This is a genomic window from Pontibaca salina (assembly GCF_016307205.1).
Lineage (GTDB): Bacteria > Pseudomonadota > Alphaproteobacteria > Rhodobacterales > Rhodobacteraceae > Pontibaca > Pontibaca salina.
Window position 1 is genome coordinate 436,331 of record NZ_JAEIJD010000002.1, and the last position, 23,751, is coordinate 460,081.

General features: G+C 59.0%; 23 protein-coding genes and 1 tRNA gene. 17 read left to right on the forward strand and 7 right to left on the reverse strand.

Going from position 1 to position 23,751, the window contains the following annotated elements; genetic code table 11:
• Positions 1-425: 425 nt before the first annotated feature.
• The gene (gene dusA / locus JAO82_RS04775; RefSeq protein ID WP_198685189.1) at positions 426-1,427 is read left to right on the forward strand and encodes a tRNA dihydrouridine(20/20a) synthase DusA; all 1,002 of its coding nucleotides are present in this window, start codon (positions 426-428) and stop codon (positions 1,425-1,427) included.
• A gap of 1 nt (position 1,428) precedes the next feature.
• On the opposite strand, the gene JAO82_RS04780 is transcribed toward dusA, so the two are convergent.
• The 3 genes from JAO82_RS04780 to ccmI are packed head-to-tail and all read right to left on the reverse strand — an operon-like array spanning position 1,429 to position 3,361.
• Complete coding sequence (locus tag JAO82_RS04780; RefSeq protein WP_198685190.1) at positions 1,429-1,659, reverse strand: DUF1289 domain-containing protein; 231 nt, start codon at positions 1,657-1,659, stop codon at positions 1,429-1,431.
• On the reverse strand, positions 1,656-2,138 hold the full coding sequence (gene ruvX, locus JAO82_RS04785) for a Holliday junction resolvase RuvX (RefSeq protein ID WP_198685191.1): 483 nt from the start codon (positions 2,136-2,138) through the stop codon (positions 1,656-1,658). The genes JAO82_RS04780 and ruvX overlap by 4 nt, the downstream gene beginning before the upstream one ends.
• On the reverse strand, positions 2,135-3,361 hold the full coding sequence (gene ccmI, locus JAO82_RS04790) for a c-type cytochrome biogenesis protein CcmI (RefSeq protein WP_198685192.1): 1,227 nt from the start codon (positions 3,359-3,361) through the stop codon (positions 2,135-2,137). Before ccmI ends, ruvX begins: the two co-directional genes overlap by 4 nt.
• Positions 3,362-3,573: 212 nt before the next feature.
• On the opposite strand from ccmI, the gene JAO82_RS04795 reads away from it, so the two are divergent.
• The 10 genes from JAO82_RS04795 (at position 3,574) to JAO82_RS04840 (ending at position 14,629) form a co-directional block, all read left to right on the forward strand.
• The gene (locus tag JAO82_RS04795) at positions 3,574-4,818 is read left to right on the forward strand and encodes a sarcosine oxidase subunit beta family protein (RefSeq protein WP_198685193.1); all 1,245 of its coding nucleotides are present in this window, start codon (positions 3,574-3,576) and stop codon (positions 4,816-4,818) included.
• Between the two features lie 91 nt (positions 4,819-4,909).
• On the forward strand, positions 4,910-5,104 hold the full coding sequence (locus JAO82_RS04800) for a hypothetical protein (RefSeq protein ID WP_198685194.1): 195 nt from the start codon (positions 4,910-4,912) through the stop codon (positions 5,102-5,104).
• 147 nt (positions 5,105-5,251) lie between these two features.
• Positions 5,252-5,581, forward strand: coding sequence for a sarcosine oxidase subunit delta (locus JAO82_RS04805; protein WP_198685195.1), 330 nt, complete (start codon positions 5,252-5,254; stop codon positions 5,579-5,581).
• 69 nt (positions 5,582-5,650) lie between these two features.
• A complete protein-coding gene (locus JAO82_RS04810) occupies positions 5,651-8,662 on the forward strand; it encodes a sarcosine oxidase subunit alpha family protein (RefSeq protein ID WP_198685196.1) in 3,012 nt (1,003 codons plus the stop codon).
• Positions 8,655-9,245 carry a sarcosine oxidase subunit gamma gene (locus JAO82_RS04815; protein ID WP_198685197.1) on the forward strand — a complete coding sequence of 197 codons (591 nt, stop codon included), beginning with the start codon at positions 8,655-8,657 and terminating at the stop codon, positions 9,243-9,245. The genes JAO82_RS04810 and JAO82_RS04815 overlap by 8 nt, the downstream gene beginning before the upstream one ends.
• Before the next feature lie 108 nt (positions 9,246-9,353).
• A complete protein-coding gene (locus tag JAO82_RS04820) occupies positions 9,354-9,962 on the forward strand; it encodes a superoxide dismutase (protein WP_198685198.1) in 609 nt (202 codons plus the stop codon).
• Positions 9,963-10,203: 241 nt separating this feature from the next.
• Positions 10,204-10,659 (forward strand): baeRF12 domain-containing protein, encoded by a 456-nt coding sequence (locus tag JAO82_RS04825; protein ID WP_198685199.1) that lies wholly within the window; start codon positions 10,204-10,206, stop codon positions 10,657-10,659.
• 74 nt (positions 10,660-10,733) lie between these two features.
• Entirely contained in the window at positions 10,734-11,630 is an 897-nt protein-coding gene (rarD, locus tag JAO82_RS04830; RefSeq protein WP_198685200.1) for an EamA family transporter RarD, read from the forward strand.
• 69 nt (positions 11,631-11,699) lie between these two features.
• The gene (locus tag JAO82_RS04835) at positions 11,700-12,758 is read left to right on the forward strand and encodes a LysM peptidoglycan-binding domain-containing protein (protein ID WP_198685201.1); all 1,059 of its coding nucleotides are present in this window, start codon (positions 11,700-11,702) and stop codon (positions 12,756-12,758) included.
• Between the two features lie 68 nt (positions 12,759-12,826).
• The gene (locus JAO82_RS04840; protein ID WP_198685202.1) at positions 12,827-14,629 is read left to right on the forward strand and encodes an ABCB family ABC transporter ATP-binding protein/permease; all 1,803 of its coding nucleotides are present in this window, start codon (positions 12,827-12,829) and stop codon (positions 14,627-14,629) included.
• A 10-nt stretch (positions 14,630-14,639) separates the two neighbouring features.
• On the opposite strand, the gene lipB is transcribed toward JAO82_RS04840, so the two are convergent.
• Positions 14,640-15,290: a lipoyl(octanoyl) transferase LipB gene (lipB, locus tag JAO82_RS04845; RefSeq protein ID WP_198685203.1), complete on the reverse strand. Its 651-nt coding sequence runs from the start codon at positions 15,288-15,290 to the stop codon at positions 14,640-14,642.
• Between the two features lie 175 nt (positions 15,291-15,465).
• Between lipB and JAO82_RS04850 the strand changes: the two genes are divergently transcribed.
• A tRNA-Leu gene (locus JAO82_RS04850) sits at positions 15,466-15,552 on the forward strand.
• Between the two features lie 105 nt (positions 15,553-15,657).
• On the opposite strand, the gene JAO82_RS04855 is transcribed toward JAO82_RS04850, so the two are convergent.
• Complete coding sequence (locus JAO82_RS04855) at positions 15,658-16,959, reverse strand: DUF2254 domain-containing protein (RefSeq protein WP_198685204.1); 1,302 nt, start codon at positions 16,957-16,959, stop codon at positions 15,658-15,660.
• 239 nt (positions 16,960-17,198) lie between these two features.
• Entirely contained in the window at positions 17,199-17,882 is a 684-nt protein-coding gene (locus JAO82_RS04860) for a TetR/AcrR family transcriptional regulator (RefSeq protein WP_198685205.1), read from the reverse strand.
• A 160-nt stretch (positions 17,883-18,042) separates the two neighbouring features.
• Between JAO82_RS04860 and JAO82_RS04865 the strand changes: the two genes are divergently transcribed.
• From JAO82_RS04865 to JAO82_RS04885, 5 genes are read left to right on the forward strand one after another with little or no spacing between them, the layout of a single operon-like run.
• Complete coding sequence (locus JAO82_RS04865; protein WP_232897222.1) at positions 18,043-19,032, forward strand: TRAP transporter substrate-binding protein; 990 nt, start codon at positions 18,043-18,045, stop codon at positions 19,030-19,032.
• 58 nt (positions 19,033-19,090) lie between these two features.
• Positions 19,091-19,606, forward strand: coding sequence for a TRAP transporter small permease (locus JAO82_RS04870; protein ID WP_198685206.1), 516 nt, complete (start codon positions 19,091-19,093; stop codon positions 19,604-19,606).
• 12 nt (positions 19,607-19,618) lie between these two features.
• Positions 19,619-20,902, forward strand: coding sequence for a TRAP transporter large permease (locus JAO82_RS04875; RefSeq protein ID WP_198685207.1), 1,284 nt, complete (start codon positions 19,619-19,621; stop codon positions 20,900-20,902).
• Between the two features lie 26 nt (positions 20,903-20,928).
• Positions 20,929-21,318 (forward strand): oxalurate catabolism protein HpxZ, encoded by a 390-nt coding sequence (gene hpxZ / locus JAO82_RS04880; protein WP_198685208.1) that lies wholly within the window; start codon positions 20,929-20,931, stop codon positions 21,316-21,318.
• Positions 21,319-21,363: 45 nt separating this feature from the next.
• Positions 21,364-22,569 carry an amidase gene (locus tag JAO82_RS04885; RefSeq protein ID WP_198685209.1) on the forward strand — a complete coding sequence of 402 codons (1,206 nt, stop codon included), beginning with the start codon at positions 21,364-21,366 and terminating at the stop codon, positions 22,567-22,569.
• Here the strand turns inward: JAO82_RS04885 and JAO82_RS04890 are convergent.
• Entirely contained in the window at positions 22,508-23,431 is a 924-nt protein-coding gene (locus tag JAO82_RS04890; protein WP_198685210.1) for a DMT family transporter, read from the reverse strand. The genes JAO82_RS04885 and JAO82_RS04890 overlap by 62 nt on opposite strands.
• Between the last annotated feature and the right edge of the window lie 320 nt (positions 23,432-23,751).

Here is a 23,751-nt window from a genome sequence, read left to right on the forward strand (position 1 = left end):
AAACTGGTCCTGACAATCATCGAGGTTGGATTATGTAAGCTGACAAAACATGATCGGTAAGCTTGTCCCGATTGTCGCCATCAGCCGCCGTCAGCCCGCCAGTGTCGGGGCCACCCGATCGCCTGCAAATCAAGTCCGGTCAAATTCAACCGGCTGACCTGCCGCGTCCATCTTGACGCTGGAGGACCGGAGGAGCGGGTCGCCCTGGATAAAAAATCTGGGTTTGATTGCCGTTTTCCATCGGCTCTTTAGAGCAGGCGGATCACGGGAATGGCTCAGCATCCTGAAGGAGCGATGTTCTATCGGCTCTGGTGTGCTACACGGTTGCAAATCAGAATCGAAAACTCCCGAAAACTGGGGTAAATCCCCAAAAAACACCGGGAAAATTCGCTACACGCGAGCTATTTGCCAACGAGAGTAACCTGATGACAATTAATGCAAAAAGGTCATCCCGCCTAAGCGTCGCCCCGATGATGGATTGGACCGACCGGCATTGTCGCTATTTTCATCGGCTGCTGTCGCGGCAGGTGTTACTATATACCGAGATGGTGACAGCGCCAGCTTTGGTTCGCGGCAATGCGCTGCATCTGCTTGATCATTCCCCGCAGGAACATCCCGTGGCCTTACAGTTGGGGGGTGCCGATCCGGATGAACTTGCCGAGGCGGCGCGGCTCGGGGCCGCTGCCGGGTATGGTGAGATCAACCTGAACTGCGGCTGCCCGTCGGACCGCGTCCAATCAGGCACCTTCGGCGCGGTGATGATGCGCGATGCCGGGCTGGTGGCGGATTGTGTTGCGGCGATGCGCGCGGCGGTCGATGTCGAGGTCACCGTCAAATGTCGAATCGGCGTTGATGCGCAGGATCCCGAAACCGTCTTGCCCGAATTCCTGTCGCGGATTTCGGCAGCCGGCTGTGATCGTGTCATTATCCATGCCCGCAAGGCCTGGCTGCAAGGGCTGAGCCCGAAAGAGAACCGACATATCCCGCCGCTGGATCACGATCTGGTCCTGCGTATGAAGGGATTGTTTCCGCATCTTCATATCTCGCTCAATGGCGGGGTGACGATGCTGGAGCAGGCCAAGGATCTGCTGGAGCGGGGGCTGGATGGGGTGATGGTTGGACGGGCTGCTTATCACGATCCGACAGAGATCCTGGCCCGGGCGGACCTTACGATATTCGGGCAGGGTACAGCGAGTGATCCGGTCGGGGTCGCGCGGGCTATGATCCCATATATCAGGCATCACCTGGAACAGGGGGGGAAGTTGCATCAGGTGACCCGCCACATGCTTGGGTTGTTTGCCGGGCGTCCCGGGGCGCGGGCATGGCGGCGAGTGCTCTCCGAGCATGCGCATCGCGACGGTGCCGGGAGCGATCTCATCGAAGAGGCGCTCGAGCACGTGCTGCATCAGGCCGCGCCGGTTGCGTAAGTTAGTCTTTCACCCGGCAGGCACGGCCGCCGCGCCGTTTGCGCAGACGGGGGGCGCGCTCGGGCAGGGCGGCCATGATCGTGCGGCGTTCTTCGGCGGTCATCCCTGACCAGCGGGCGATCTCGTCGCCGGTGCGATAACAGCCAATGCAGATGCGTTCCTCGGGGTGGATCACGCAGATCTGCACGCAGGGCGATTCGATCTCATTTCGTTTCCACAGTGGAGGTGTCATGTGCTTTGTTCGCTCTCGATATGGCGCAGCCGATCCAGCGCCCCTTGCAGAATATAGCTGGCGGCCACGTGGTCGATCACCTCGGCGCGACGCTTTCGTGACGTATCCGCCTCAAGCAGGGCGCGCTCGGCAGCCACCGTACTCAGGCGTTCATCCCAGAACCCGATGGGCAGGTCGCTCAGTTGCGAAAGGTTGCGGGCAAAGGCGCGGGTCGATTGGCAGCGCGGCCCCTCGGACCCGTCCATGTTGCGCGGCAAACCCAGAACGATCCCCCCCGCCTCGCGCGAGGCGGCGATGTGCAATAGACGTTCAGCGTCTCGCGTGAATTTGACCCGTCGGATGGTTTCCAGAGGGGTGGCGCTGGACCCCAGACGATCCGAAACCGCCACGCCGATGGTTTTGGTTCCCAGATCAAGCCCGATCAGAGCGCGCAGGCGGGGCACTGCGGCGGCGTAATCGTCAAACGAGTCATGAATCATTCGATCAACCCGGACTGGCGCGCGGCATCGTCGATGATTTGCATCGCATCGGGTCGCTCGGCAAACACATCACCGGCATTGGCGAAAATCCTGCGGGCTTGATCATGGTCGCCCAAAACCGAAAGCGCACCGATCAGCCGGGCCCATTCCTGTGGCGTTCCACCTTGGCTGGCCAGACGTTGCGACAGGGTGTCCACCATCGAACGGATCATGGCGTTGCGATCCGCGTCGCTCATCTCGGCGGCGGCTTCGATGTCTTCAGCCGATGGACCGGGCGCGGTTGCTTCAGGGGGCAAGGTGAAGTTCACGCCCGCGTGCCGCGCCATGTCTTCGATCTGTGCGCGTACCGCTAAGGTCCAGGGCGCATCGGGAGCACCATCGCGGAGCAGTTCGTTCCAAACCTGAAAGGCAAGATCCGGACGGCCAGTCTGCGCCAGCATCAAGCCCCAGTAATAGCGTGCCGTGGGGTTCTTTTGGTCCCGTTTCATTGCGGCGGTCAGGGCCTCTTCCGCCTTGGGCGAGACATAGCCCCCGGCGGCCTGTATCATCATGTCGGCGTAATCGGCCCAATCCTGCGCCACGGCCTTGTCACCCTTAAGGCGCAGCACCTGTTTTTGCGCGCCATAGGCTGCGGTCATGTTGCCCAAAGCGGCCTCGTTGCGGGCCAGCAGCATATGACCCTGAAGATCATTGGGACGTGTCGCGACAGTTTCGCGCAAACGAACAACAAGGTTTCGGTATTCCGGGCTAAGATTGTCGAGCCTTGGGCGCGCGGGCAATTCGGCTTCGACTTCCTGTTGGCTGGGGCGCGTCATACGGGCGTTCTCGGCCAGCGTGATGCGGCGCTTTTGCGACAGATCGCCATAACCCGGCGAGCCCAGATTGTTGTAAAGCGCAAGACTGCCGGCAAGGATCGCCACGACCACGACCACAGCCATCGCCACGGACACCCCGTGCGATTGCAGGCGCCCGGTTCGTACCGCATGCAGCTTGGTGTCGGCGGCAAGCAGGCGGCGTGAAATTTCAGCGCGGGCTTGGTCGGCATTTTCGGGCTCGATCACGCCGCGCGCCAACTCGCGGTCCACCTCTTTCAGCTGATCGCGGTAAACCTGAATATCGTAAGCAGCGGCAGGAGTCGCGCTTTCGCGTCTGCGCAACAGCGCCAGTGCCAGGGTCGCGGCAACGGCCAGTGCGGTGGCGGCTATGATGATCCAGAATGTCATGGTCTCTCCTGCTCTTTGATCGTCATGTATCCGTTGCCGGGGCAGGACAAAAGGGGACAAAGCAGCGCGCAGGCCGAACACCCTGTCGTATTTTTGCCGGATGTCGCAATTTGACTATCGAGGGTCGTGCTGAGTATCCTTTTTTTCACACCCTGGCGCAGAAGCAAAGGGGAGGTCCGTAATCTCATCCGCTTTCTCTGCGAGGCCAGTTGATGAAACGCTATTCTGCCTTCTCTATCGCCCGCGAGGCCCTGCGCAACCACGCGGGCTGGACGAGGGCCTGGGCTGCACCCGAGCCGCGGCGGCGTTATGACGTGGTGATCGTGGGGGCCGGGGGGCACGGTCTGGCGACGGCCTATTATCTAGGCAAAAACTTCGGCATCACAAATGTCGCCATTCTGGAGAAGGGATGGCTGGGAGGCGGCAATACCGGGCGCAACACCACAATCATCCGCTCTAACTATCTTCAGGACGCTTCGGCGGCGATCTATGAAAAGGCGCGCAGCCTGTATGAAACGCTCAGCCAAGAGCTGAATTACAACGTGATGTTCAGCCCCCGTGGCGTCATCATGCTGGCGCAAACGGAAAGCGAGGTGCGCGGCTATAAGCGCACAGCCCATGCCAATGCCCTGCAAGGCGTAGAGACCGAATTCATCTCGCCCGAACAGGTCAAGGAACTGGTGCCGATCATCAACATCTCGGGGCCGCGCTATCCGGTCTTGGGCGGATTGTGGCAGGCCCGGGCCGGAACCGCGCGCCACGATGCGGTGGCTTGGGGCTATGCCCGCGCCTGTTCCGCAATGGGGATGGAAATCATCCAGCAATGCGAGGTCACCGGGATCCGCCAGAAGGATGGCAAGGTGGCCGGGGTGGACACCACCAAGGGTCCGATCGATTGCGATAAGCTGGGGCTGGTCGTTGCCGGCCATTCCGGGGTGCTGGCCGAAATGGCCGGGTTCCGTCTGCCGCTGGAAAGTGTCGCCTTGCAGGCGCTGGTCTCCGAACCGATCAAACCCTGCATGGACGTGGTGGTGATGGCCAACACCGTGCATGGCTACATGTCGCAATCCGACAAGGGCGAGATGGTAATCGGCGGCGGGGCCGACGGCTTTAACAACTACACCCAGCGCGGATCGTTTCACCATATCGAGGAAACCGTCCGCGCGCTGGTCGAAACCTTTCCGATCATCTCGCGCCTCAAGATGTTGCGCCAGTGGGGCGGCATCGTGGACATGACCGGCGACCGCTCGGCGATCCTGTCAAAAACCCCGCTCGAGGGCTGTTTTATCAATTGTGGGTGGGGCACCGGCGGCTTCAAGGCGATCCCCGGCTCGGGCTGGGGCATGGCCGAACTGATGGCCAAAGGCCATTCGCCACTGACCGAAAGCTTCTCGCTCGATCGTTTCCGCGAGGGGCGTTTTGTTGATGAAAGCGTGGCAGCAGGGGTGGCACATTGATCAATGCTAGACGAATTCGGCTGACTGCTTGGAACCGACAGTCGGAACAAGGCGTTACGACCCGGAATGCAATCAATCCGGAGACCAAACCATGGCCGACCCCAATAGACCTTCTTCCTCGGGCAACACTGCCCTCGCGTTCATCCTTGGTGGCGTTGTCGTTGCCTTGCTCGTCCTGGCCTGGTTCATCTTCGGTGGCAGCCTGCCCGGTGCCGATGAACCCGACGTCAAGATCGAGGTCCCCGGCGTCGGCTCGATCGAGGGCGAGGCCGAGTCGGCCAACTGACCATTCCCGTACGCGACCATCGGCGGTCTCGTGCCGGATATGGCTCCAGTCACGCGCGGATGGTCCGGCAAACGATGACCGCGATAGGGCGGGCACTTTGCGGTGCTCGCTCTTTGCGCGTGCATCTCTAAAGGATAGACTGCGCAGATGTTGATCCTGACCTGCCCCTATTGCGGTATAGAAGCTGATGAGACCGAACTTGCTTCGGGTGGCGAGGCCCATCTGACCCGGCACGGCCCCGGCACTAGCGAAGACGATTTCAGCAACTATTTGTTCACGCGCCAGAACCCGCTTGGCGTCCATTTCGAGCGCTGGCGCCATGCCCATGGCTGCGGAAAGTGGTTTCATGCCGCGCGCGACACGGGCACCCTCGAAGTGTTCGCAACCTATCCCGCTCAGACCGCAGAGCCACCGAAAACGGTGTGCGATGCAATCCGCAAGCGCCGCCCCGGCTGGACATGGCAGGGAACCGCATGACGCTTCTTTTCGCCAAAAATATCCCCGCCGGAGGCTCCGACCTCACCGCCAATGCCGAGACCCGATGACATGAGCAAACGTATCGCGACCCAGGGCCGCCTGATTGATCGCTCGCGGGCCCTGACCTTCACCTTCAACGGGCGCGACATGCGCGGCCATCCTGGGGATACGCTGGCTTCAGCGCTCTTGGCCAATGATCAGATGCTGGTTGGGCGTTCGTTCAAATATCACCGCCCGCGCGGCATCGTCGCCTCGGGCGCCGAAGAGCCCAACGCGTTGGTCAATCTGGGCACCGGCCCCAGCTTTGAGCCAAATCAGCGCGCCACCACCACCGAACTGTTCGACCGCCTGAAGGCCAGATCGCAAAACCACTGGCCCAGTCTTGAATTCGACATCGGCGCGATCAACGCAAGGCTGTCGCGCTTGTTGCCGGCTGGCTTTTATTACAAAACCTTCCTGCGTCCGCGCGCCTTTTGGAAACATGTATACGAACCCATTATCCGGCAGTCCGCCGGGTTGGGGCAGGCCCCCAAGGACCGCGATTGCGACACTTACGAATATTTCTACGCCACGACGGATATTGTGGTGGTTGGCGGTGGCATTGCCGGGTTGCTTACTGCCCGCAGTGCGGCGCAATCGGGGGCGCAGGTTCTGGTTCTAGAACAGACCGCCCATTTGGGCGGGCGCACGCCGGTTGACGGCGGCACGGTCGATGGACAGCCCGCCAGCGCCTTTATCGATGCGCTGCTGGAGGAGTTGCGCGCCATGGCAAATGTCACCATGCGTTCGCGGTGCATGGGTGCTGGCATTTACGATCATGGGTTCGTGCTGGGCTATGAGCGCCTGACCGACCACGATCCTGATGCGGCCGGACCGCGTCACCGGTTATGGCGGATCCGCGCGAAACAGGTGATCACGGCAACAGGTGCCATCGAACGCCCGCTTGCTTTTGCCGGCAATGATCTGCCCGGCGTCATGTTGGCCTCGGCGATGCGCGATTACCTGATAAATTACGGGGTGATGGTTGGGCAGCGGGTGATTGTGGCCACCAATAACGATGATGCCTATCGTACCGCTATCGCACTGAAAGAAGCCGGGGCCGATGTGTTGCGCATCCTTGATGCCCGCGACAGTGGTGGCGGTCCCTTGATGCAAAAGGCGCGAGAACTGGGCATTCGCATCGATTGCGGTCGGGCGATTGGCAAGGTCAGGGGCGGCAAACGGGTAAAAAAGGTCAAGATCTGCGCACAAAACAGCAGCGGCGGCGCGCTGGAAGAGGTTTCTTGCGATGCGGTCGCTATGTCCGGCGGTTGGTCGCCGGTTGTGCATCTTTGGTCGCATTGCGGCGGTAAGCTGCTTTGGGACGACGGCGCCGCACATTTCCGGCCGGACCCAGCCCGCCCGCCCACCGGCGCTGATGGCAATGGCTTTGTCAGCACCGCCGGCGCAGCGCATGGTGACTTTGCTCTGGGCGACATCGTCGCCCAAGCCCATGAGGCCGGCAGGAAGGCGGCGCAAGCTATTGGCATGAAGCCCAAAAAACATGACGCACCGATAGCGGCCGAAACCCGCGAGGCGCGCCTTTTGCCGGTCTGGCTGATGCCCGCCGGCGCGAATATAGGCCTGCGCTCAAAGGCGTGGCTAGACTATCAGAATGACGTGAAGGTGTCAGATGTCGAGCTGGCCGCCCGCGAGGGCTATGAAAGCGTCGAACACACCAAACGCTATACCACGCTGGGAATGGCGACGGATCAAGGTAAGTTGAGCAATATCAATGGTCTTGCAACGCTTGCTAACTCACTTGGAACGCCGATTCCATCGGTAGGGACGACAACGTTTCGCCCGCCTTATACGCCGATCTCGATGGGTGCGATTGCCGGCGAGGCACGGGACGCAATTTTTCAGCCGTTGCGCTGCACGCCGATACATCACTGGCATGAAGCCCATGACGCCGCGTGGGAGCCTGTCGGCCACTGGCGCCGCCCCTATACCTATCCACGGGCGGATGAGGCCCACGCGGATGCAGTTGCGCGCGAGATTAAGAACGTCCGGCAAGCTGTCGGTTTGCTTGATGCATCCACTTTAGGAAAGCTGATCGTCAAGGGGCCAGATGCCGGAAAGTTCCTCGACATGCTTTATACCAACATGATGTCGACGCTTCAGCCGGGCCGTTGTCGGTACGGGCTGATGTGCAACGAAAACGGGTTTCTCATCGATGATGGTGTGGTGGCGCGGCTCGATGAGCAGAGTTTCCTGTGCCACACCACCAGCGGCGGGGCAGATCAGATTCATGCCCATATGGAAGAATGGCTGCAAACCGAGTGGTGGGATTGGCAGGTCTATGTCGCCAACGCGACCGAGCAGTTCGCCCAGATCGCAGTTGTCGGCCCCAAGGCGCGAAAACTGCTGGAAAAGCTTGGCGGTATGGATCTGTCCGCTGAGACCCTGCCATTGATGGCCTGGGCCGAGGGCGAGATTGCCGGCATCCGTGCACGGGTCTTTCGCATTTCGTTTTCCGGCGAACTCAGTTTCGAGATTGCGGTGCCTGCGTCGCAGGGACTGGCGCTTTGGACGGCTTTGATCGAGGCCGGGCGTGAATTCGGGGTCATGCCTTATGGTACCGAGGCGCTGCACGTGATGCGCGCCGAAAAAGGCTTTATCATGATCGGGGATGAAACCGATGGCACGGTGATCCCGCAGGATCTGGGACTGGACTGGGCGATTTCGAAGAAGAAAGAGGATTATCTAGGCAAACGGGCGCAGCAGCGCACGCATATGGCCAGCCCGGATCGCTGGAAGCTTGTTGGGCTGGAAACCACAGACGGCACAGTCTTGCCGGAAGGAGCTTATGCGGTTGGCGAGGGGCTGAATGCGAACGGCCAACGGGTGACCCAAGGGCGGGTCACCTCGACCTATTACTCGCCGACGCTGGAGCGTGGTATTGCTATGGGCTTGGTGCTGCACGGCCCTGAGCGCATGGGCGAAGTGCTGGAATTTCCCGGAACGGACGGGCAGGTTTACCACGCCAAGATCGTTGATCCGGTTTTCTATGATAAGGAAGGGACGAAGCAGAATGTCTGAACCTGTCAGCGCCCTGAACCATGCCGGATTTGACGGCCTGGCCAAGGTTACGGAATGTGGCTTACATGGCATGATCACTTTGCGCGGCGATCTCGCTGCGCGTGCGGTTAAGGCGGCCGCGACGGGGGCAAGCGGGGTCAAGATGCCTGGGCCAAATGAAGTGCAGAGCAAGGGGGACAATGCCCTTTGCTGGATGTCGCCGGATGAGCTGCTGGTCATATGCGACTATAAGGACGTTCGGCAGGTACTTGATAAAATGCATAAATCTCTGGGGGCGGCTCATGCGCTGGCGGTCGATATGTCGGATGCGCGGACGATGTTTTGCGTCACGGGTAGTTCGGCGCGGGATGTGATGGCAAAGCTGACCCCGGCTGATCTTTCTCCTGCTACGTTCGGGCCGGGTCAGATTCGGCGCTCGCGGCTGGCACAGATTCCGGCGGCGTTTTGGCTTGAAGATGATCAGAGCTTTCGCATCATCTGCTTCCGCTCGGTCGCCCAATATGCGTTCGATCTGCTGTGCACAGCCGCAGGGGCCGGGTCGGATGTGGGGTATTTTTCTGCGGCGCCGATCAGGCCGACCTGAGTGCAGTGCACTTGCAGCCAAGGATTTCCCGCCGCTGCCCTTGACCATCCGCTATCAGGGGGACATCTACCTAGGGAGATATCAATCAACTTAAACGGGGGGCCCGAAATGGCTTTTGAACTACCTGATCTTCCTTATGCGCACGATGCGCTGGCATCCAAAGGCATGTCGAAAGAGACGCTCGAGTACCACCACGACAAGCACCACAACGCCTATGTGGTGAACGGCAACAAGGCGATTGCCGGGACCGAGTGGGAAAACAAGTCGATGGAAGAGATCATCAAAGGGACCTACGACAAGAACGCCGTAGCACAGAATGGTATCTTCAACAATATCAGCCAGTTGTGGAACCATAACCAGTTCTGGGAAATGATGTCGCCCGACGACAGCAAAATGCCCGGCGAGCTGGAAAGCCGCATCAAGGATGCCTTTGGTTCGGTTGACGAATTCAAGGAGCAGTTCAAGGCAGCAGGCGGCGGACAGTTCGGCTCGGGCTGGGCCTGGTTGGTGGTGGACACCGATGGTTCGCTGAAGGTGACCAAAACCGAAAATGGTGTAAACCCGCTCTGTTTTGGCCAGACTGCGCTGCTGGGCTGTGATGTGTGGGAGCACTCTTACTACATTGATTTCCGCAATGCGCGTCCGGATTACCTGACCAACTTCCTTGATAATCTTGTCAACTGGGAAAACGTGGCCGAGCGGCTTTCAAAAGCCTGATCGTACCCGGTCTGTTTCTCGTAACGCTCCGCCCCAAGGGCGGAGCGTTTTTCATTTGGGGAACAAGTTTCTGCCCGTTAGCGTTTATTCCCATAACCATGATCGCAAAGCCATGGTGTAGGGCTGCGGCAATGACAGGATTAATGACAGGTTTAACGACAATTTCCCCGGAAGATCTCGCTTCGGGGAGCAACTATGTTGCCTTAATCGAGAGCTAGCAGGCGAGATGAAAGGGGTAATGATGACGCAACTCAAACATGGAACCTGGGTGCTGATCGCTGATAGCGAAAAGGCGTTGTTCACGCACAATGTGGATGATGAACTGAACCCGACGCTTGATGTGATCCGGATGGAAGAACAGGATAATCCGCCCAATCGTGAACAGGCACGGCATCGGCGGGGCCGGTTCAACGATGGGCCCAGCGTGCATCGCTCGGCCGTGCAGGATACGGATTGGCACCGGTTGAACAAAGAGTTATTTGCCAACGAACTGGCAGATATTCTCTACGAAAAAGCCTATAAAAACGAATTCCATGAGATTGTCTTGATCGCCCCGCCTGCAACGCTGGGCGAGCTGCGCAAAGCACTGCACCAGGTGGTCACTGACAAGGTGATCGCGGAGATTCCCAAACTGCTGACGTCGCACCCGTTGGATGAGATCGAAACCATGGTGCGCAACGACCTTGCCGCGATGTAACCAATCTGGCATCGATACTCGACACCAGACGTATGCACTGACTTGGGTGCAGCACTGCCAGCGCGGGAGTGACCATGACAGAAACCTTGAAAGGGGGCGCGGCCATGGTCGCGGCCTGTACGCTGTGGGGGCTGTCCAGCATCTATCTTGACCTGTTGTCGCACCTGCCGCCGTTGCAGGTGCTTGCACATCGCAGCCTTTGGTCGCTGCCGTTCTTTCTGGGATTTCTGGCAGTGCAGGGGCGGATCCGTGATGTGCGCGCGATCCGGAGTCTTGGCCCCAATGCGGGCCTTATCGTGCTGGCCGCACTGATGATCACCGCGAACTGGTTCATGTTCATCCTCTCTATACAGATCGGTCACGCGACCGAGGCGAGCCTTGGATATTATATATATCCGCTTATTGCTGTGTTGATCGGACGCTTTGCTTTCGGGGAAAAGTTGGACGGTCTGCAGATGCTGGCAGTAATCTTGGCCGTGTCGGCGGTTTTAACTCTTGCCGTGGGGCTTGGCGCGATGCCCTGGGTTGCCGTAGTCATTGCCGGAACCTTTGCGCTCTATGGTGTCATCAAGAAAAATCTTCCCTTAGGTCCGGTCGTATCGGTCACGGCTGAAATGCTGGTTTTTCTACCAATCGCGCTGGCGATTCTGATGTTGGTGGATGCTCCGGTTTGGGGCACCTCGACCATTGATGTTTTGTTGCTGATCGGGTCAGGGCCATTTACCGCCTTGCCGCTGGTGTTGTTCAGTTACGCAGCGCGCCGCATTGCGATGTCTACCACGGGGGTGCTGTTTTACATCAATCCCACGCTCCAATTTTTGGCGGCGATGGTGGTGTTGGGAGAGCCGTTCAAACTGGTTCATGCCATTGCCTTTCCCTTGATTTGGCTTGCTGTGGCGCTTTATTCTACAGCCGCGGTGCAGCGGGAGAGGGGGGCACGTAATGCGGCACGTGTCGCACCGTTACCTTGACCGCCGGGGATGCGCTTGTCACACTGACGGCAGCTTGACGCGCGGTAACGCGGCAAAGGGACCGAATTCATGGGACAAAAAACCGCTGGCGGGCGAAGAGTCGCTATCGTCATAGGCGCGCTTGCGGCGTTTGGCGTGGCCGTTATTGTCTATCTTACGATATTTTCGGACCAGGCTGAGCGCGTGCCGCAACCACTTGCGGTTGAGCGGCAGCGCGACGCCAGCAATCCCCCTATGGAAGCAGCCCGCGCACCCGACAATACCGGTCAAGACGCGGCACAATTCGATGTGGTGCGCGTTGATCCCGATGGCACGACCGTCATTGCCGGAACCGCACCGCCGGGCGCGCAGGTCACGATCATGGTGGATGAGACTGAAAAGCAATCGGTCAAGGCCGACTCTGCTGGTCAGTTTGCCGCTTTGCTGAGCCTCCCACATAGCGACGCGGCGCGGGTGCTAACGCTGGACACGATTCAGGACGGGCAATCTGTCCTGTCACAGGAGCAAATCATCTTGGCGCCATCACCGGCGGCCAAGGTAGTCACCGATGAGGATGTGCAATTGGGTACCGGCAAGGCAGATGCCGGGAACGTCACGGTGTTGCGCGCGGATGCCGACGGCATTGAGGTGATTCAGCCATCGACGCCAGAGATTGCAGGCATCCCGGACACTATCGCGCTGGACGCGATCACCTATGACGACGATGGCCGCGTCAGGCTTGGTGGCCGCGCGAAGGCGGGCTCGCGCGTCCGCGTCTATCTGGACAATGCCTTTTCTATGGATCTGTCGACCGATGCTGAAGGGCGCTGGCAGACCGCGATCGAGGGCATTGATCCCGGCCTTTACACGTTGCGCTTGGATGAGATTTCAAGAACCGGAGAGGTCATCAGTCGAATAGAGACGCCGTTCCAGCGGGAATCGCCAGAGGCGCTAATGCCAGCAGATCCCGAGACACTTGCCGACCCGGTACGGGCGGTGACGGTGCAGCGGGGCGACACGCTTTGGGCGATCTCGCGCGACCGTCTTGGCGAAGGCGTGCTGTATCTGCGCGTGTTCGAGGCCAATCGCGACGCGATCCGCGACCCCGATCTGATCTACCCCGGTCAGGTCTTTGCCATCCCCCATTGACGCGGTCACATCTGGCCTTTGCGCGGTGCAGTGCCTAGATGGGAATACTGACTTCTAAGGAGCCGTGAATGTCCGACGCCCAAACCGACCGGGCCGAGCGCCGCTCGGGCCTGCGCACCATCCGCAAGGTGGCCCCCTATCTTTGGCCCGAAGGCGAGACCTGGATCAAGCGCCGGGTGGTATTGGCGCTGACCATGCTGGTGGTTGCCAAATTGGTCGCGGTGGGAACGCCGGTGCTTTACAAGGGCGCGGTCGATACGCTGGCCGAGGAGGGTGTGCCGATGCTGGCGCTGGGGGCGGTCGGGCTGACCGTCGCCTATGGCATGGCGCGGCTGCTCAATGTCGCTTTCCAGCAATTGCGCGACGCGCTGTTCGCGCCGGTGGGTCAGCGGGCGCTGCGGCGTCTGGCGCTGCAAACCTTTGCTCATATCCACCGCCTGTCGATGCGTTATCACATCACCCGCAAGACCGGCGGCCTCAGCCGGATTATCGAACGCGGGGTCAAGGGCGTCGATTTCCTGTTGCGGTTCCTGCTGTTCAGCATTGGCCCGCTGGTTCTGGAACTGGTGCTGGTGGCGATCATCCTGACGGTGCTGTTTGATTTCTGGTACCTGATCATCGTCGCCGTCACCATCGCGCTTTATGTCTGGTTTACATTCCGCGTTACCGAATGGCGGGTGAAACTGCGCCGCGAGATGAACGATCAGGACACGGACGCCAACCAGAAGGCGATCGACAGTTTGCTGAACTATGAAACCGTCAAATATTTCGGTGCCGAAGCGCGCGAGGCTGCGCGCTATGACCGCGCTATGCAGGCTTATGAAAGAGCCGCAACAAGGACCGCCTATTCGCTGGCCTTCCTGAACACCGGGCAGTCCTTTCTGATCACCTGCGGGCTGGTCGGGGTGATGGTTTTGGCGGCCCTTGGGGTGCAGTCGGGCGCGCTGACGGTCGGTGACTTCGTGATGGTCAACGCCTATATGATCCAGATCACCGTGCCGCTGAACTTTCTGGGCACGGTCTATCGTGAAATCCGTCAGAGCCTGGTCGACATGGGCGAGATGTTCGATCTGCTGGAACAGCCCGCCGAGGTCACCGACAAGGCCGACGCGCGCCCCCTGCAAGTGAGCGGCGGACGGATCGAACTCAAGGATGTGCATTTCGGCTATGACCCCGAGCGCGAAATCCTCAAGGGTATCTCCCTGACCGTTCCCGCCGGGCAAACCGTTGCCATTGTCGGCGCGACCGGTTCGGGCAAGTCGACAGTGGGACGGTTGCTGTTTCGCTTTTACGATGTGACCGGCGGCGCATTGACGATCGACGGGCAAGACCTACGCGACGTGACGCAAAACAGCCTGCACGACGCCATCGGCGTGGTCCCCCAAGACACGGTGCTGTTTAACGACACGATCCGCTATAACATCGCCTATGGTCGCGACGGGGCCACCCAGGCCGAGATCGAAGAGGCTGCCCGCGCCGCGCAGATCCACGATTTCATCACCACTCTGCCCAGCGGTTATGACACGGCAGTGGGAGAACGGGGGCTGAAACTTTCCGGCGGGGAAAAGCAGCGGGTCGGGATTGCGCGCACATTGCTCAAGAACCCGCCGATCCTGCTTCTGGACGAGGCGACAAGCGCGCTGGACAGTGATACCGAATCCGAGATTCAAACTGCATTGGCGCGGGCCGGGCAGGGGCGCACGGTGATTACCATCGCCCATCGCCTCTCTACCATCGCCGATTCGGACGAAATCGTGGTGCTGGATCAGGGGCGTATCGTCGAACGTGGCAATCACGAGACGCTGCTATCGCATGATGGGCGTTATGCGATGCTGTGGAACCGCCAGCAGATGGATCAAGAGGCGGCCTGAGCCGCCGCCGTCAATCGGTAAAGACAGATCCGAAGCTGCGTTGCAGGGCAAGGTCCAGATCAGCCATGGTGACCGGCAGGCCCAGATCGACCAGAGATGTCACCCCGTGATCGCTGATGCCGCAGGGCACAATGCCGCTGAAATGCTCAAGATCCGGTTCGACATTGATCGAAATGCCGTGAAAGCTGATCCATTTGCGCAGGCGGATCCCGACGGCGGCGATCTTGTCTTCGGCCAGTTCTCCGTTGGCGGTCAGCGGCCGGTCTGGGCGCTCGACCCAGACCCCGACACGTCCTTCGCGAATATGGCCGGTGACGTTGAACTCTGCCAGCGCGGCGATGACCCAAGCCTCGAGCGCCTGCACGAAGGCCCGCACATCGCGCCCGCGCCGGTTCAGATCGAGCATCACATAGATCACCCGCTGGCCCGGCCCGTGATAGGTATACTGTCCGCCCCGCCGCGCCTGAAAAACCGGAAATCGATCCGGGTCGGTGAGATCTTCGGGGGCGGCGCTGGTGCCGGCGGTGTAAAGGGGGGGATGTTCCAGCAGCCAGATACATTCGGGCGCTTTGCCGGCGGCAATTGCCGCCACGCGGGCCTCCATGAAGGCCAACGCCTTATCGTATTCGGTCAAGCCGTCGGTGATGATCCATTCAACCATGTGGCGGTCATACCGCCATCCACATACGGCGGGAAGAGGAGAGTACCACTTGGTCCGGCTACATAGCCCACGGCGCGTGGACGATTATGCGAAGCTTTGAGTAAATCGACGGTTTTGCCTCTTCACAAGTTCGACCCCCTCGTTTATAGCCCTGCTTCACCAAGCCTTCGGCAGTGCGGCCGTGGCGGAACTGGTAGACGCGCAGCGTTGAGGTCGCTGTGGGGTAACACCCGTGGAAGTTCGATTCTTCTCGGCCGCACCATATCAAGGTCATGAGCGCTGCGCCTGTTTCTCGGCGCTTCACCGCCGCGCCATGCCCAAGCCGACGCCAGATCGCAGTCCAGAACCCTTTGCAATCCTCGCAGTTTTATTGGCGCTCATTTGCTATCGGTTCCACGGGGTCGTCCTGCCGATCCAGAACCGACGCGTGGGCCTGCCGAATTCGCTGAAGATCATGGGGAAATGTCAGGCCGGTTTCGGCGCGTGCAAAAGCAAGGCGGGCCTGATGTCGTGCGGCATCGACGATGTCGGTTGCGGGCAGTTGTGAGAGCAAAGCCAGTGACTTCTGGATCCAGATCCCGACCTCGACCGTTCCGACCCCATCCTTGCTGATCGCAGCATAGGCATCCTCGATCAAGTCTTGCGGGTCCAATGGGGGCACGAAAACTCTCTCAAGCTGGGGTTGGGCCCTTTCCTCGCCATCCTGCGCCTTGCTCCAGTCACGGATGATCCGGGCCAATCTGGTGGCGATTTCAATGGCTGTTCCGGGGTCATTGATTCCGGGTGACAGGGCGCGTGAGCCAATTTCGGACATGACGATCAGCCCAAAGCGGGGATCGCTTGCATAGGTGCGGCGCTCTGCAATCACAAATGCGTCCAGCAGCATGCTCAGATCGAGCACCGGGGCGCCGACCAGCGGTTTGACCGTTGCCAAAGCCCGCTGCGGGTGAACAAAGGCACCCGGTAGGCTTCTTACATGGACGACTGTTTCATTTTCCTTCGCCCAGCTGTCCAGCGCGCCGGTATCGATATGCTGGATGAAACCGAGCTTATCCGAGCAGAGATCGACACCGTCATCCGAGATAATGTTGGCGGGACGCGCACCCAGAGGGGCAGAGGAGTGCCAGTGCGCAAAGGCTTCCCGCGTGGCCGCATCAACCTTTTCGATGGTGTTTTCCAACCGGCCAAGCCGGGCGATATGATCGACCCAACGGACAAAGGTGACCACCACCCAGGCGAAGATCGCGATGGTCAATAGAAAGAGCGCGAAACGCCCGGCGACCGCAAAGTAACCGACCTTGATCGCAATAATGCCAACGATACTGAAGATGAAAGCGCCGATGAAGCTGGACAGCGCCGTCTGGGACAGGCCGTCAGAAATGATCAGGGCGAAAGCCCTTGGCGTTGCACTGCTGCCGGCAGAGGCATAGGCCGAAACCATTGAAGCGACGGCAAAAGTCGCCACGCCAAGCATGCTGGCAGATATAACAGTCAGCAGCTTTTCGACTGTCTCGGCGCTGATATCGGGGACAATCTCTTGGAGCGGTAGACCGTCAGCGAAATGCGCGACCAACACCGCCAATACCGCGAGCACCGCATTGCCAAGAGGTTTGATCCAGAGCTTTTCACGCAGACGCTGGACGGTGAACTTTAAACGACTTCGGATCATCGCCTGAGCTCCTATTGGGTCATACAACCTCATATGTTTGCTCATTGGAAAACAACCCGGAATTTCGATCCCGGGTGAGATCGCGGCGAACCAATCCACTAGCTTGCGCCAAGATGGAAAAACCGGCGCGTTTAACGGGGTCTGCAGGCAGACCCTCATACAACATCATTTACGGGCGGGCAGATCCCATGGTCGTGCGCGGTAAGACGATCAGAAAAAGACATGCCAACATAAAATTTTCAGACCGTGCTGATCGGTAATTGTGACGGCTTGTCCGACATCAAATAGGTCATGATAAGGTCGGTGACCGTGATCTTTCTTTGCCTAAGCCACTCCGCTTCGGTCAGGTCAATTCCCAGCATGTGTGACAGCGTATATCGATTCGATACATGCACAAAACATTGTCCAAGGATGGTGATATATAGGTCCGGCGGCGATATTTCGCGGCGGAATATTCCTGTGCGCTGGCCCTCTTTCAACATCTGTGCCAGCGCTGTCATGAGCGGGCCCGTCAGTTCCTGAATGATCTTAGATTTCCGCGCGATTCGCGCCATCATCAGATTTTCGTTCATCATGAGCCGGACGAAATAAGGGTCTTTGGTCAGATGATCGAAGGTCATGCTGATCAGTTCTCGGATTCCATCTTCAGGAGGCAGTTTCGCCACTTCCAATCGCTGTTCGAGATTGCGGATGCCGCGATAGGTTTCTTCAAGCACCTCCAGATAGAGCGGCTCCTTGCCGCCAAAGTAATGGTAGAGCATGCGGATATTGGTCTTGGCAGATTTGCAAATCCGATCAACTCGGGCGCCGTCATAGCCATATTGGGCGAATTCGCGCATCGCAGCCATGAGCAGCCGCTGATGGGTCGCCAGGGATCTCTGGCGCTGGGGCGTCGTCTGGGTGTCTGTCGAAGATTTGGCCATAGCGCTCCTCCAAGGGGCGGAACTTGCACGAAGTTGCGTAAAGATTCACTCAGGTGAAATAATATTCTTGACCGACTTATAAAGTATGTGGTTACTTACATAAAGCCATAACTTTCCAGCATGAGGGGCGGTGTGGTGATCAACAGAGAGGCTCAAAAAGATGTCTTATTATAAAGGCGTGTTCCCGATTGTATCGGCGCTGTTCATGGCGACGGCAGCCGATGCTCAAGACGTGTTGAAGTTCCACCATGATTTGCCAGAGGATTCGGCGCAGCATCTTGGCGCTCTGGAATTCGAGCGCTTGGTTGAAGAGCGCACCAACGGCAGGTTTGACGTACAGATCTTTGCCAATAACGCGCTTGGCAATGATGTCGAGGTGGCGCAGCAGATGCAGTTCGGCGCGGTACATGCCGCCCCGATCCCGACCGCCAAGCTTTCTAATTTCAATCCCGCCTTGCAAGTGGTGGATCTGCCTTTTCTGTTTCCCAGCCCGGAAGTGGCCTATGATGTGCTAGATTCCGAGGTCGGCATGTCGATCTTGAGCGGATTGGAGCAAGCTGGTTTTGTCGGTGCCATGTTCTGGGAGTCCGGTTTCAAGCAACTGACCTGCAATCACGCGGTGACAGAGCCGGGCGACCTTGCCGGGCGCAAAGTGCGGGTCATGGAAAGCCCTTTGCTAATCGCGCAATATGAGGCGCTGGGAGCGATCGCCATCCCGGTGGCATTCAGCGAGGTGTATACCGCGCTGCAACAGGGTGTGGTCGAATGCCAGGAGAACCCGCTCGTTTCAATCCATAAGATGAAGTTTTATGAGGTTCAGGATCACCTGATCATTTCAAACCATGGGTATTTGGCGACCGCTTTTATCTTCTCAAAGATGTGGTTCGATGCTCTTGATGCGGAAACACAGGACATATTGATGACCTCTGCGCGAGAGGCAGGCGCCTTTCAGCGAGAGCGTTCCCGCGAAATGGAGGGTGACTATCTGGCCGATATCGTTGCGTCAGGTACCAGCGAAACGGTCGAACTGACGCCTGATCAACTGGCTGTTTTTGCAGCCGAGATGAAACCGGTTCACGACAAGTTTGCTGATCGTATCGGTCCTGAACTGATTCAGAGCGTTTACGAGGAAATCGAGAGCCACAAGTAAGTTTGACGCCATCCGGTCCAAGGATGGCGTTGCCATAGCCAAGCAGGGAGTGGGGGACATGGCGCAATTTTATCGGACCTTTGACCGGTCGATCAGCATTGTCGAGAAGGCAATTCTGATCCTCGCCCTGCTGGTGTCGACTGGAGTCCTGATTGCTGACATCGTACTTAGAAGCACGGTCGGAATCGCACTGTCCTGGTCGGCAGAGCTGACCCGCTACGCGATTGTCTGGATGGTCTTCATCGGCGGCAGTGTTGCGGCCCGCGAGGGCAGCCACATAAGCATTGATATGCTGGGGGAAATGCTGCCGCCGGGTTCAGCAAAAGCGCTTGGGGCAGCCGCGATGGCAGTTTCCGGGGCCGGCTGCGCGGTCCTCATGGTTGTATCGGTTCAACTTGTAAGAACGATGATGACCTTCGGCCAGACATCTCCCGCGCTCGAAGTTCCGATGTGGTGGGTCTATCTGGCGCTTCCTGTCGGCTTCGGCCTGATGTCGATCCGCTTCGTGCAAGCTGCGGCCGACGTCGCCACGCGAGACGAATCCTTAGTCGTTATCCACGACACCGCTGCCTGAGAGCGAGAACAAATGTACGCCACTTTCGCCACTTCCATTATCGGCCTGCTGATCGCGCGGATTCCAATCTTTCTGGCGCTGTCCATACCGGTTCTTATCTTCATCGCATTCACGACCCCGGCGCCCTCGGTGCTGGTTATCCAGCGGATGTTTTCGGGCATCGACCAGTTTCCACTGATGGCGATCCCGTTCTTCATTCTGGCCGGCAACCTGATGTCTACGGGCGGGTTGTCAAAGCGCATGATCCGCTTGGCGATCTCTCTGGTGGGGCCGCTGCATGGCGGTCTGGCGATGACGGCCACGACCGGGTCAATGTTCTTTAGCGCGATCTCTGGCTCCAGCCCCGCGACAGTGGTGTCAATCGGCAAGCTGATCATGCCGGCAATGGATGAAGCGGGCTATAAGCGGTCATTTTCGGTGGGGCTGCTGATGAGTGCCGGTTCGCTTGGTATCGTCATCCCGCCCTCGATTTTCATGATCGTTTATGGTGCGGTCACCGGTGTTTCGATCGGGGCATTGTTTCTGGCCGGAATCGGGGCAGGGCTGGTTTACGGCGTCACGCTGTTGATTACCTGCTGGGTCTATTCCCGCTGGGCGGGTCTGCCCACCAGCGGCCGCTGGTCGGGGCGTGAGATCTGGGAATCCACCTGCGGCTCCGCCTGGGGGATCGCCATTCCGTTCATCGTTCTGGGTGGTATCTATGGTGGTATCTTTACGCCAACCGAAGCCGCTGCGGTAACCGTTGGCTATGCGGCTTTCGTCACGATGGTCATCTACAGGGAATTGTCGGTCCGCGATCTGATCGATGTTTTGGTCAGCTCTGCGGTGACGACGGCTCAGGTGATGATCATCGTCGCGGCTGCATCTGCTTTCGCATGGTATTTGACCACTTCTGGCTTCTCGACTGCGGTCTTTCAGATGATGGCAGGGATCGGCGATGATCCCATCAAGGTGCTGATGGTGATCAATGTGGTCATCCTGATCGCCGGGATGTTTTTGGATCCAAACTCGATCATCATCATTCTCGTGCCATTTCTGTTTACCGTGGCAATGGCCGCCGGGATCGATCCGGTCCATTTGGGTGTGGTGCTCTGCGTCAACGCTGCGGTCGGAATGTTCACCCCGCCTTTCGGCCTTAACCTGTTTGTGGCCGGGGCGATCGGTGTCAGTTACCGCGATGCGGTGGTCGGCGCGCTGCCATTCATCATCATCGCTTTGCTGGCGCTTTTGCTGATCACTTACGTCCCTAGCGTCAGCCTCTGGCTGCCAAGCCAAGTTTATGACGGAATCGGATGATGCAAGATAATAGCGCAACAGCAACAATGAGTGACGCGATGCAGATCAACATTCCCGACGTGCTTGCCGAAATGGTTGCGATGGCGGACCGCTATGAGGCGGCGCTTGTCGGAAACGACGTGCAGGCCCTTGATGAGATGTTCTGGACCAATCCGCATACCATTCGATATGGTGCGCGTGAAAATCTTTATGGGCATGCGGAGATCCTCGCGTTTCGCAAAGGGCGCGACGCGAGCAACCTGATGCGCCGGGTGACGCGGCGCGAGATCACCACATTCGGCAAGTCCTTCGCGACGACCAATCTCGAATTCCGGCGCGATGACGAGCCCCGTATCGGGCGGCAATCCCAGTGCTGGGTGCGGCTCGCGGAAGGGTGGCGCATTGTCAGCGCCCATGTGTCTTGGATGGACGCCTGAAATAGTTGGAATTCCGATAAATAAGCAAGTTTGAGGACCGAGTATATGCGTGACGACCCGTTCAATGCCTTTGTTGATTACGAACCGGTGCCCGTGAATGGCAACCGCTCAGGCGCGCTTATGGGGCAGACGTTCAGCGTCAAGGACCTGATTGAAGTGGTCGGTTATCCAACCGGGTGTGGGCATCCGTTGAAACGCCAACAATCCGAGATTGCCGCGCGAAACGCAAGTTGCGTTCAGGCGGTCCTTGATGCGGGCGCGGTCTTTACCGGCAAGGTGCATACGGATGAACTGGCCTATAGCCTGAATGGCGCGAACCATCATTACGGCACCCCGATCAACCCCGCCGCGCCCGACCGTATACCCGGCGGATCGTCCAGCGGCTCTGCCGTTTCGGTTGCGGGGCATCTGGCCGATTTCTCGATCGGCAGCGACACCGGCGGGTCTGTCCGCGTACCCGCCAGCTATTGTGGTATTTGGGGCATTCGTCCGACGCATGGCGTGATCCCAATGGATGGGGTGATGCCGTTCGCGCCCAGTTTCGATACCTTGGGCTGGTTCGCCCGTGATGCCGCCACGCTTCGAGCGGTGGGGGAGTGTCTGCTTCCGAAAGATAGTTTCACGCCGCGCCGTGTTCTCGTGGTGACCGATGCGTTCGATCTGCTGCCGAGCGCCTTGTCCGAGGCGCTGATGTCAGCAACAATTTGCGAGCATCTGCCTGTCGACTCTGTTTCATTGGTTGAGGGCGGCTTGGAAGCTTGGGCCGAAACCTTCCGCATTCTGCAGGGCTATGAAATCTGGCAAAACCACGGCGAGTGGATAAAACAACATCAGCCAAAATTCGGCCCCGGCATTGCCGAAAGATTTGCTTGGACGGCAACCATCTCGGACGAGGCGGCAGACTCTGCAAGGCAGGCAAAAGCCGAATGCCAGCGCCGAATGGCAGATATTTGCGGAGATGATACGGTTCTTCTACTGCCGACTGTGCCCGGCCCGGCACCGCGCCGCGACGCCTTGGTGGATGATTTGGAAGTCTTTCGCAATCATGCACTGCAAATCCTGAGCATCTCCGGGCTGTCCGGCTTTCCGCAGATCGCGTTTCCTGCGATCGAGCAAGACGGGTGTCCAGTGGGGCTTTCCATTTTGGGACCAGCAGGGTCTGATCTCGGACTGCTTGATATTGCCGGTATCAGCCGGCCCGACGCCACCGACGCGGCACCGGAAATTCTGTGCAAAGCAGACAGGCAATGACAAGGCCAACGCCAAGCCAACCGAGCGGGGGCAGACGTTCACCAACGATAATCACGGCCAAAATCGTGGCGACGACGGGTTCGAACAACGAAATTGTCGTGGCTTGACTGCTCGGGATGCGCGCCAGCGCTATGCCGAATGCCACATAGCCCAAAAACATTGGGACGATCGCCATGTAAGCCCCCACCGCAAGGTTGGCAGAGCTGTCTAGGAACGGCCCGCCTGTGAGCAGCAGCACCGGCATCAAAAAGATGCCGCCAAGCCCGAAGGTCGCCCCCATCGCCGCAACGGATTGCACGCCGCGCTGCATTATCCTTCGCGCCGACCACGAATAGAGCGCATAAGTGGCACCGGCCAAAAGGCCAAGGCCAATCCCGAGCGGCAGATCTGGCGCTACGCCCACATGTTCGTCTTCCGCGACCCCAAGCAACACCATTCCCGCAATACCGATGGCGGCCCCGATCACCCATCGCTGCGTTAGGCGGCTGCCGTCAATGCGGTTCTCGATCAGCGCCGAAATTGCCGGGGCCGACCCGATCGAGATGACGGTTCCGATGGTCACCCCGGCCAGACGCATCGAGGCGTAAAAGGCAAGTGGATAGATCGCGACGCAGACCGCCCCCATCATCAGCAGCGGCCAAGATCGCGCCAAGGTGGGAAAGCTTTCCCGTATACGCCCGACGGCGATTATGGCTTGGAGTAGGCCGCCGACCCCCATCGCCGCAGCACCGATGGCCAGCGCCGGGACGTCTGGAGCAAAGGTCGCCGCCGTGCCGGTCGTACCCCATAGGGTTGCCGCGAGCAGGCAGGCGGCAACACCGAATGTTCGCCCCGGCGCTGCGATGACGGGGGTGGAACTCATAGTCTCTCCAAGCGGTTTTGCGCTTACACGTGCCGCGCTCACATCATGATATAAAACAGTTTTGCGGCCACATTCAAATGGCGCTTCCGCACATCAGGCACTTCTGTCGGGGCGGGGCGCACAATCTATCCACAGATATAGATCGGTCGGCCTATGACAGAGTGGGATCGAAATTCCTAGACAGCAAAACAACCAACCCCGCGGATACTGGGTCTTGGTTCACTTGTGGTCCAGCCCCCGTTTCACCGGACACCTAAGCGGTTTCAGTTTCGGCCCTTATGAACTCGCGAGGCGATTTCCATTTCAGGCCGCTGTGTGGG

Coding starts and splice junctions, on each gene's coding strand:
- JAO82_RS04840 (WP_198685202.1), top strand. CDS start 12,827: ATGTCCGACGCCCAAACCGACCGGGCCGAGCGCCGCTCGGGCCTGCGC.
- JAO82_RS04885 (WP_198685209.1), top strand. CDS start 21,364: ATGCGTGACGACCCGTTCAATGCCTTTGTTGATTACGAACCGGTGCCC.
- lipB (WP_198685203.1), bottom strand. CDS start 15,290: ATGGTTGAATGGATCATCACCGACGGCTTGACCGAATACGATAAGGCG.
- JAO82_RS04815 (WP_198685197.1), top strand. CDS start 8,655: ATGTCTGAACCTGTCAGCGCCCTGAACCATGCCGGATTTGACGGCCTG.
- JAO82_RS04835 (WP_198685201.1), top strand. CDS start 11,700: ATGGGACAAAAAACCGCTGGCGGGCGAAGAGTCGCTATCGTCATAGGC.
- JAO82_RS04865 (WP_232897222.1), top strand. CDS start 18,043: ATGTCTTATTATAAAGGCGTGTTCCCGATTGTATCGGCGCTGTTCATG.
- JAO82_RS04800 (WP_198685194.1), top strand. CDS start 4,910: ATGGCCGACCCCAATAGACCTTCTTCCTCGGGCAACACTGCCCTCGCG.
- ccmI (WP_198685192.1), bottom strand. CDS start 3,361: ATGACATTCTGGATCATCATAGCCGCCACCGCACTGGCCGTTGCCGCG.
- hpxZ (WP_198685208.1), top strand. CDS start 20,929: ATGAGTGACGCGATGCAGATCAACATTCCCGACGTGCTTGCCGAAATG.
- JAO82_RS04875 (WP_198685207.1), top strand. CDS start 19,619: ATGTACGCCACTTTCGCCACTTCCATTATCGGCCTGCTGATCGCGCGG.
- ruvX (WP_198685191.1), bottom strand. CDS start 2,138: ATGATTCATGACTCGTTTGACGATTACGCCGCCGCAGTGCCCCGCCTG.
- JAO82_RS04820 (WP_198685198.1), top strand. CDS start 9,354: ATGGCTTTTGAACTACCTGATCTTCCTTATGCGCACGATGCGCTGGCA.
- JAO82_RS04805 (WP_198685195.1), top strand. CDS start 5,252: ATGTTGATCCTGACCTGCCCCTATTGCGGTATAGAAGCTGATGAGACC.
- JAO82_RS04780 (WP_198685190.1), bottom strand. CDS start 1,659: ATGACACCTCCACTGTGGAAACGAAATGAGATCGAATCGCCCTGCGTG.
- rarD (WP_198685200.1), top strand. CDS start 10,734: ATGACAGAAACCTTGAAAGGGGGCGCGGCCATGGTCGCGGCCTGTACG.
- JAO82_RS04870 (WP_198685206.1), top strand. CDS start 19,091: ATGGCGCAATTTTATCGGACCTTTGACCGGTCGATCAGCATTGTCGAG.
- dusA (WP_198685189.1), top strand. CDS start 426: ATGACAATTAATGCAAAAAGGTCATCCCGCCTAAGCGTCGCCCCGATG.
- JAO82_RS04795 (WP_198685193.1), top strand. CDS start 3,574: ATGAAACGCTATTCTGCCTTCTCTATCGCCCGCGAGGCCCTGCGCAAC.
- JAO82_RS04890 (WP_198685210.1), bottom strand. CDS start 23,431: ATGAGTTCCACCCCCGTCATCGCAGCGCCGGGGCGAACATTCGGTGTT.
- JAO82_RS04860 (WP_198685205.1), bottom strand. CDS start 17,882: ATGGCCAAATCTTCGACAGACACCCAGACGACGCCCCAGCGCCAGAGA.
- JAO82_RS04825 (WP_198685199.1), top strand. CDS start 10,204: ATGACGCAACTCAAACATGGAACCTGGGTGCTGATCGCTGATAGCGAA.
- JAO82_RS04855 (WP_198685204.1), bottom strand. CDS start 16,959: ATGATCCGAAGTCGTTTAAAGTTCACCGTCCAGCGTCTGCGTGAAAAG.
- JAO82_RS04810 (WP_198685196.1), top strand. CDS start 5,651: ATGAGCAAACGTATCGCGACCCAGGGCCGCCTGATTGATCGCTCGCGG.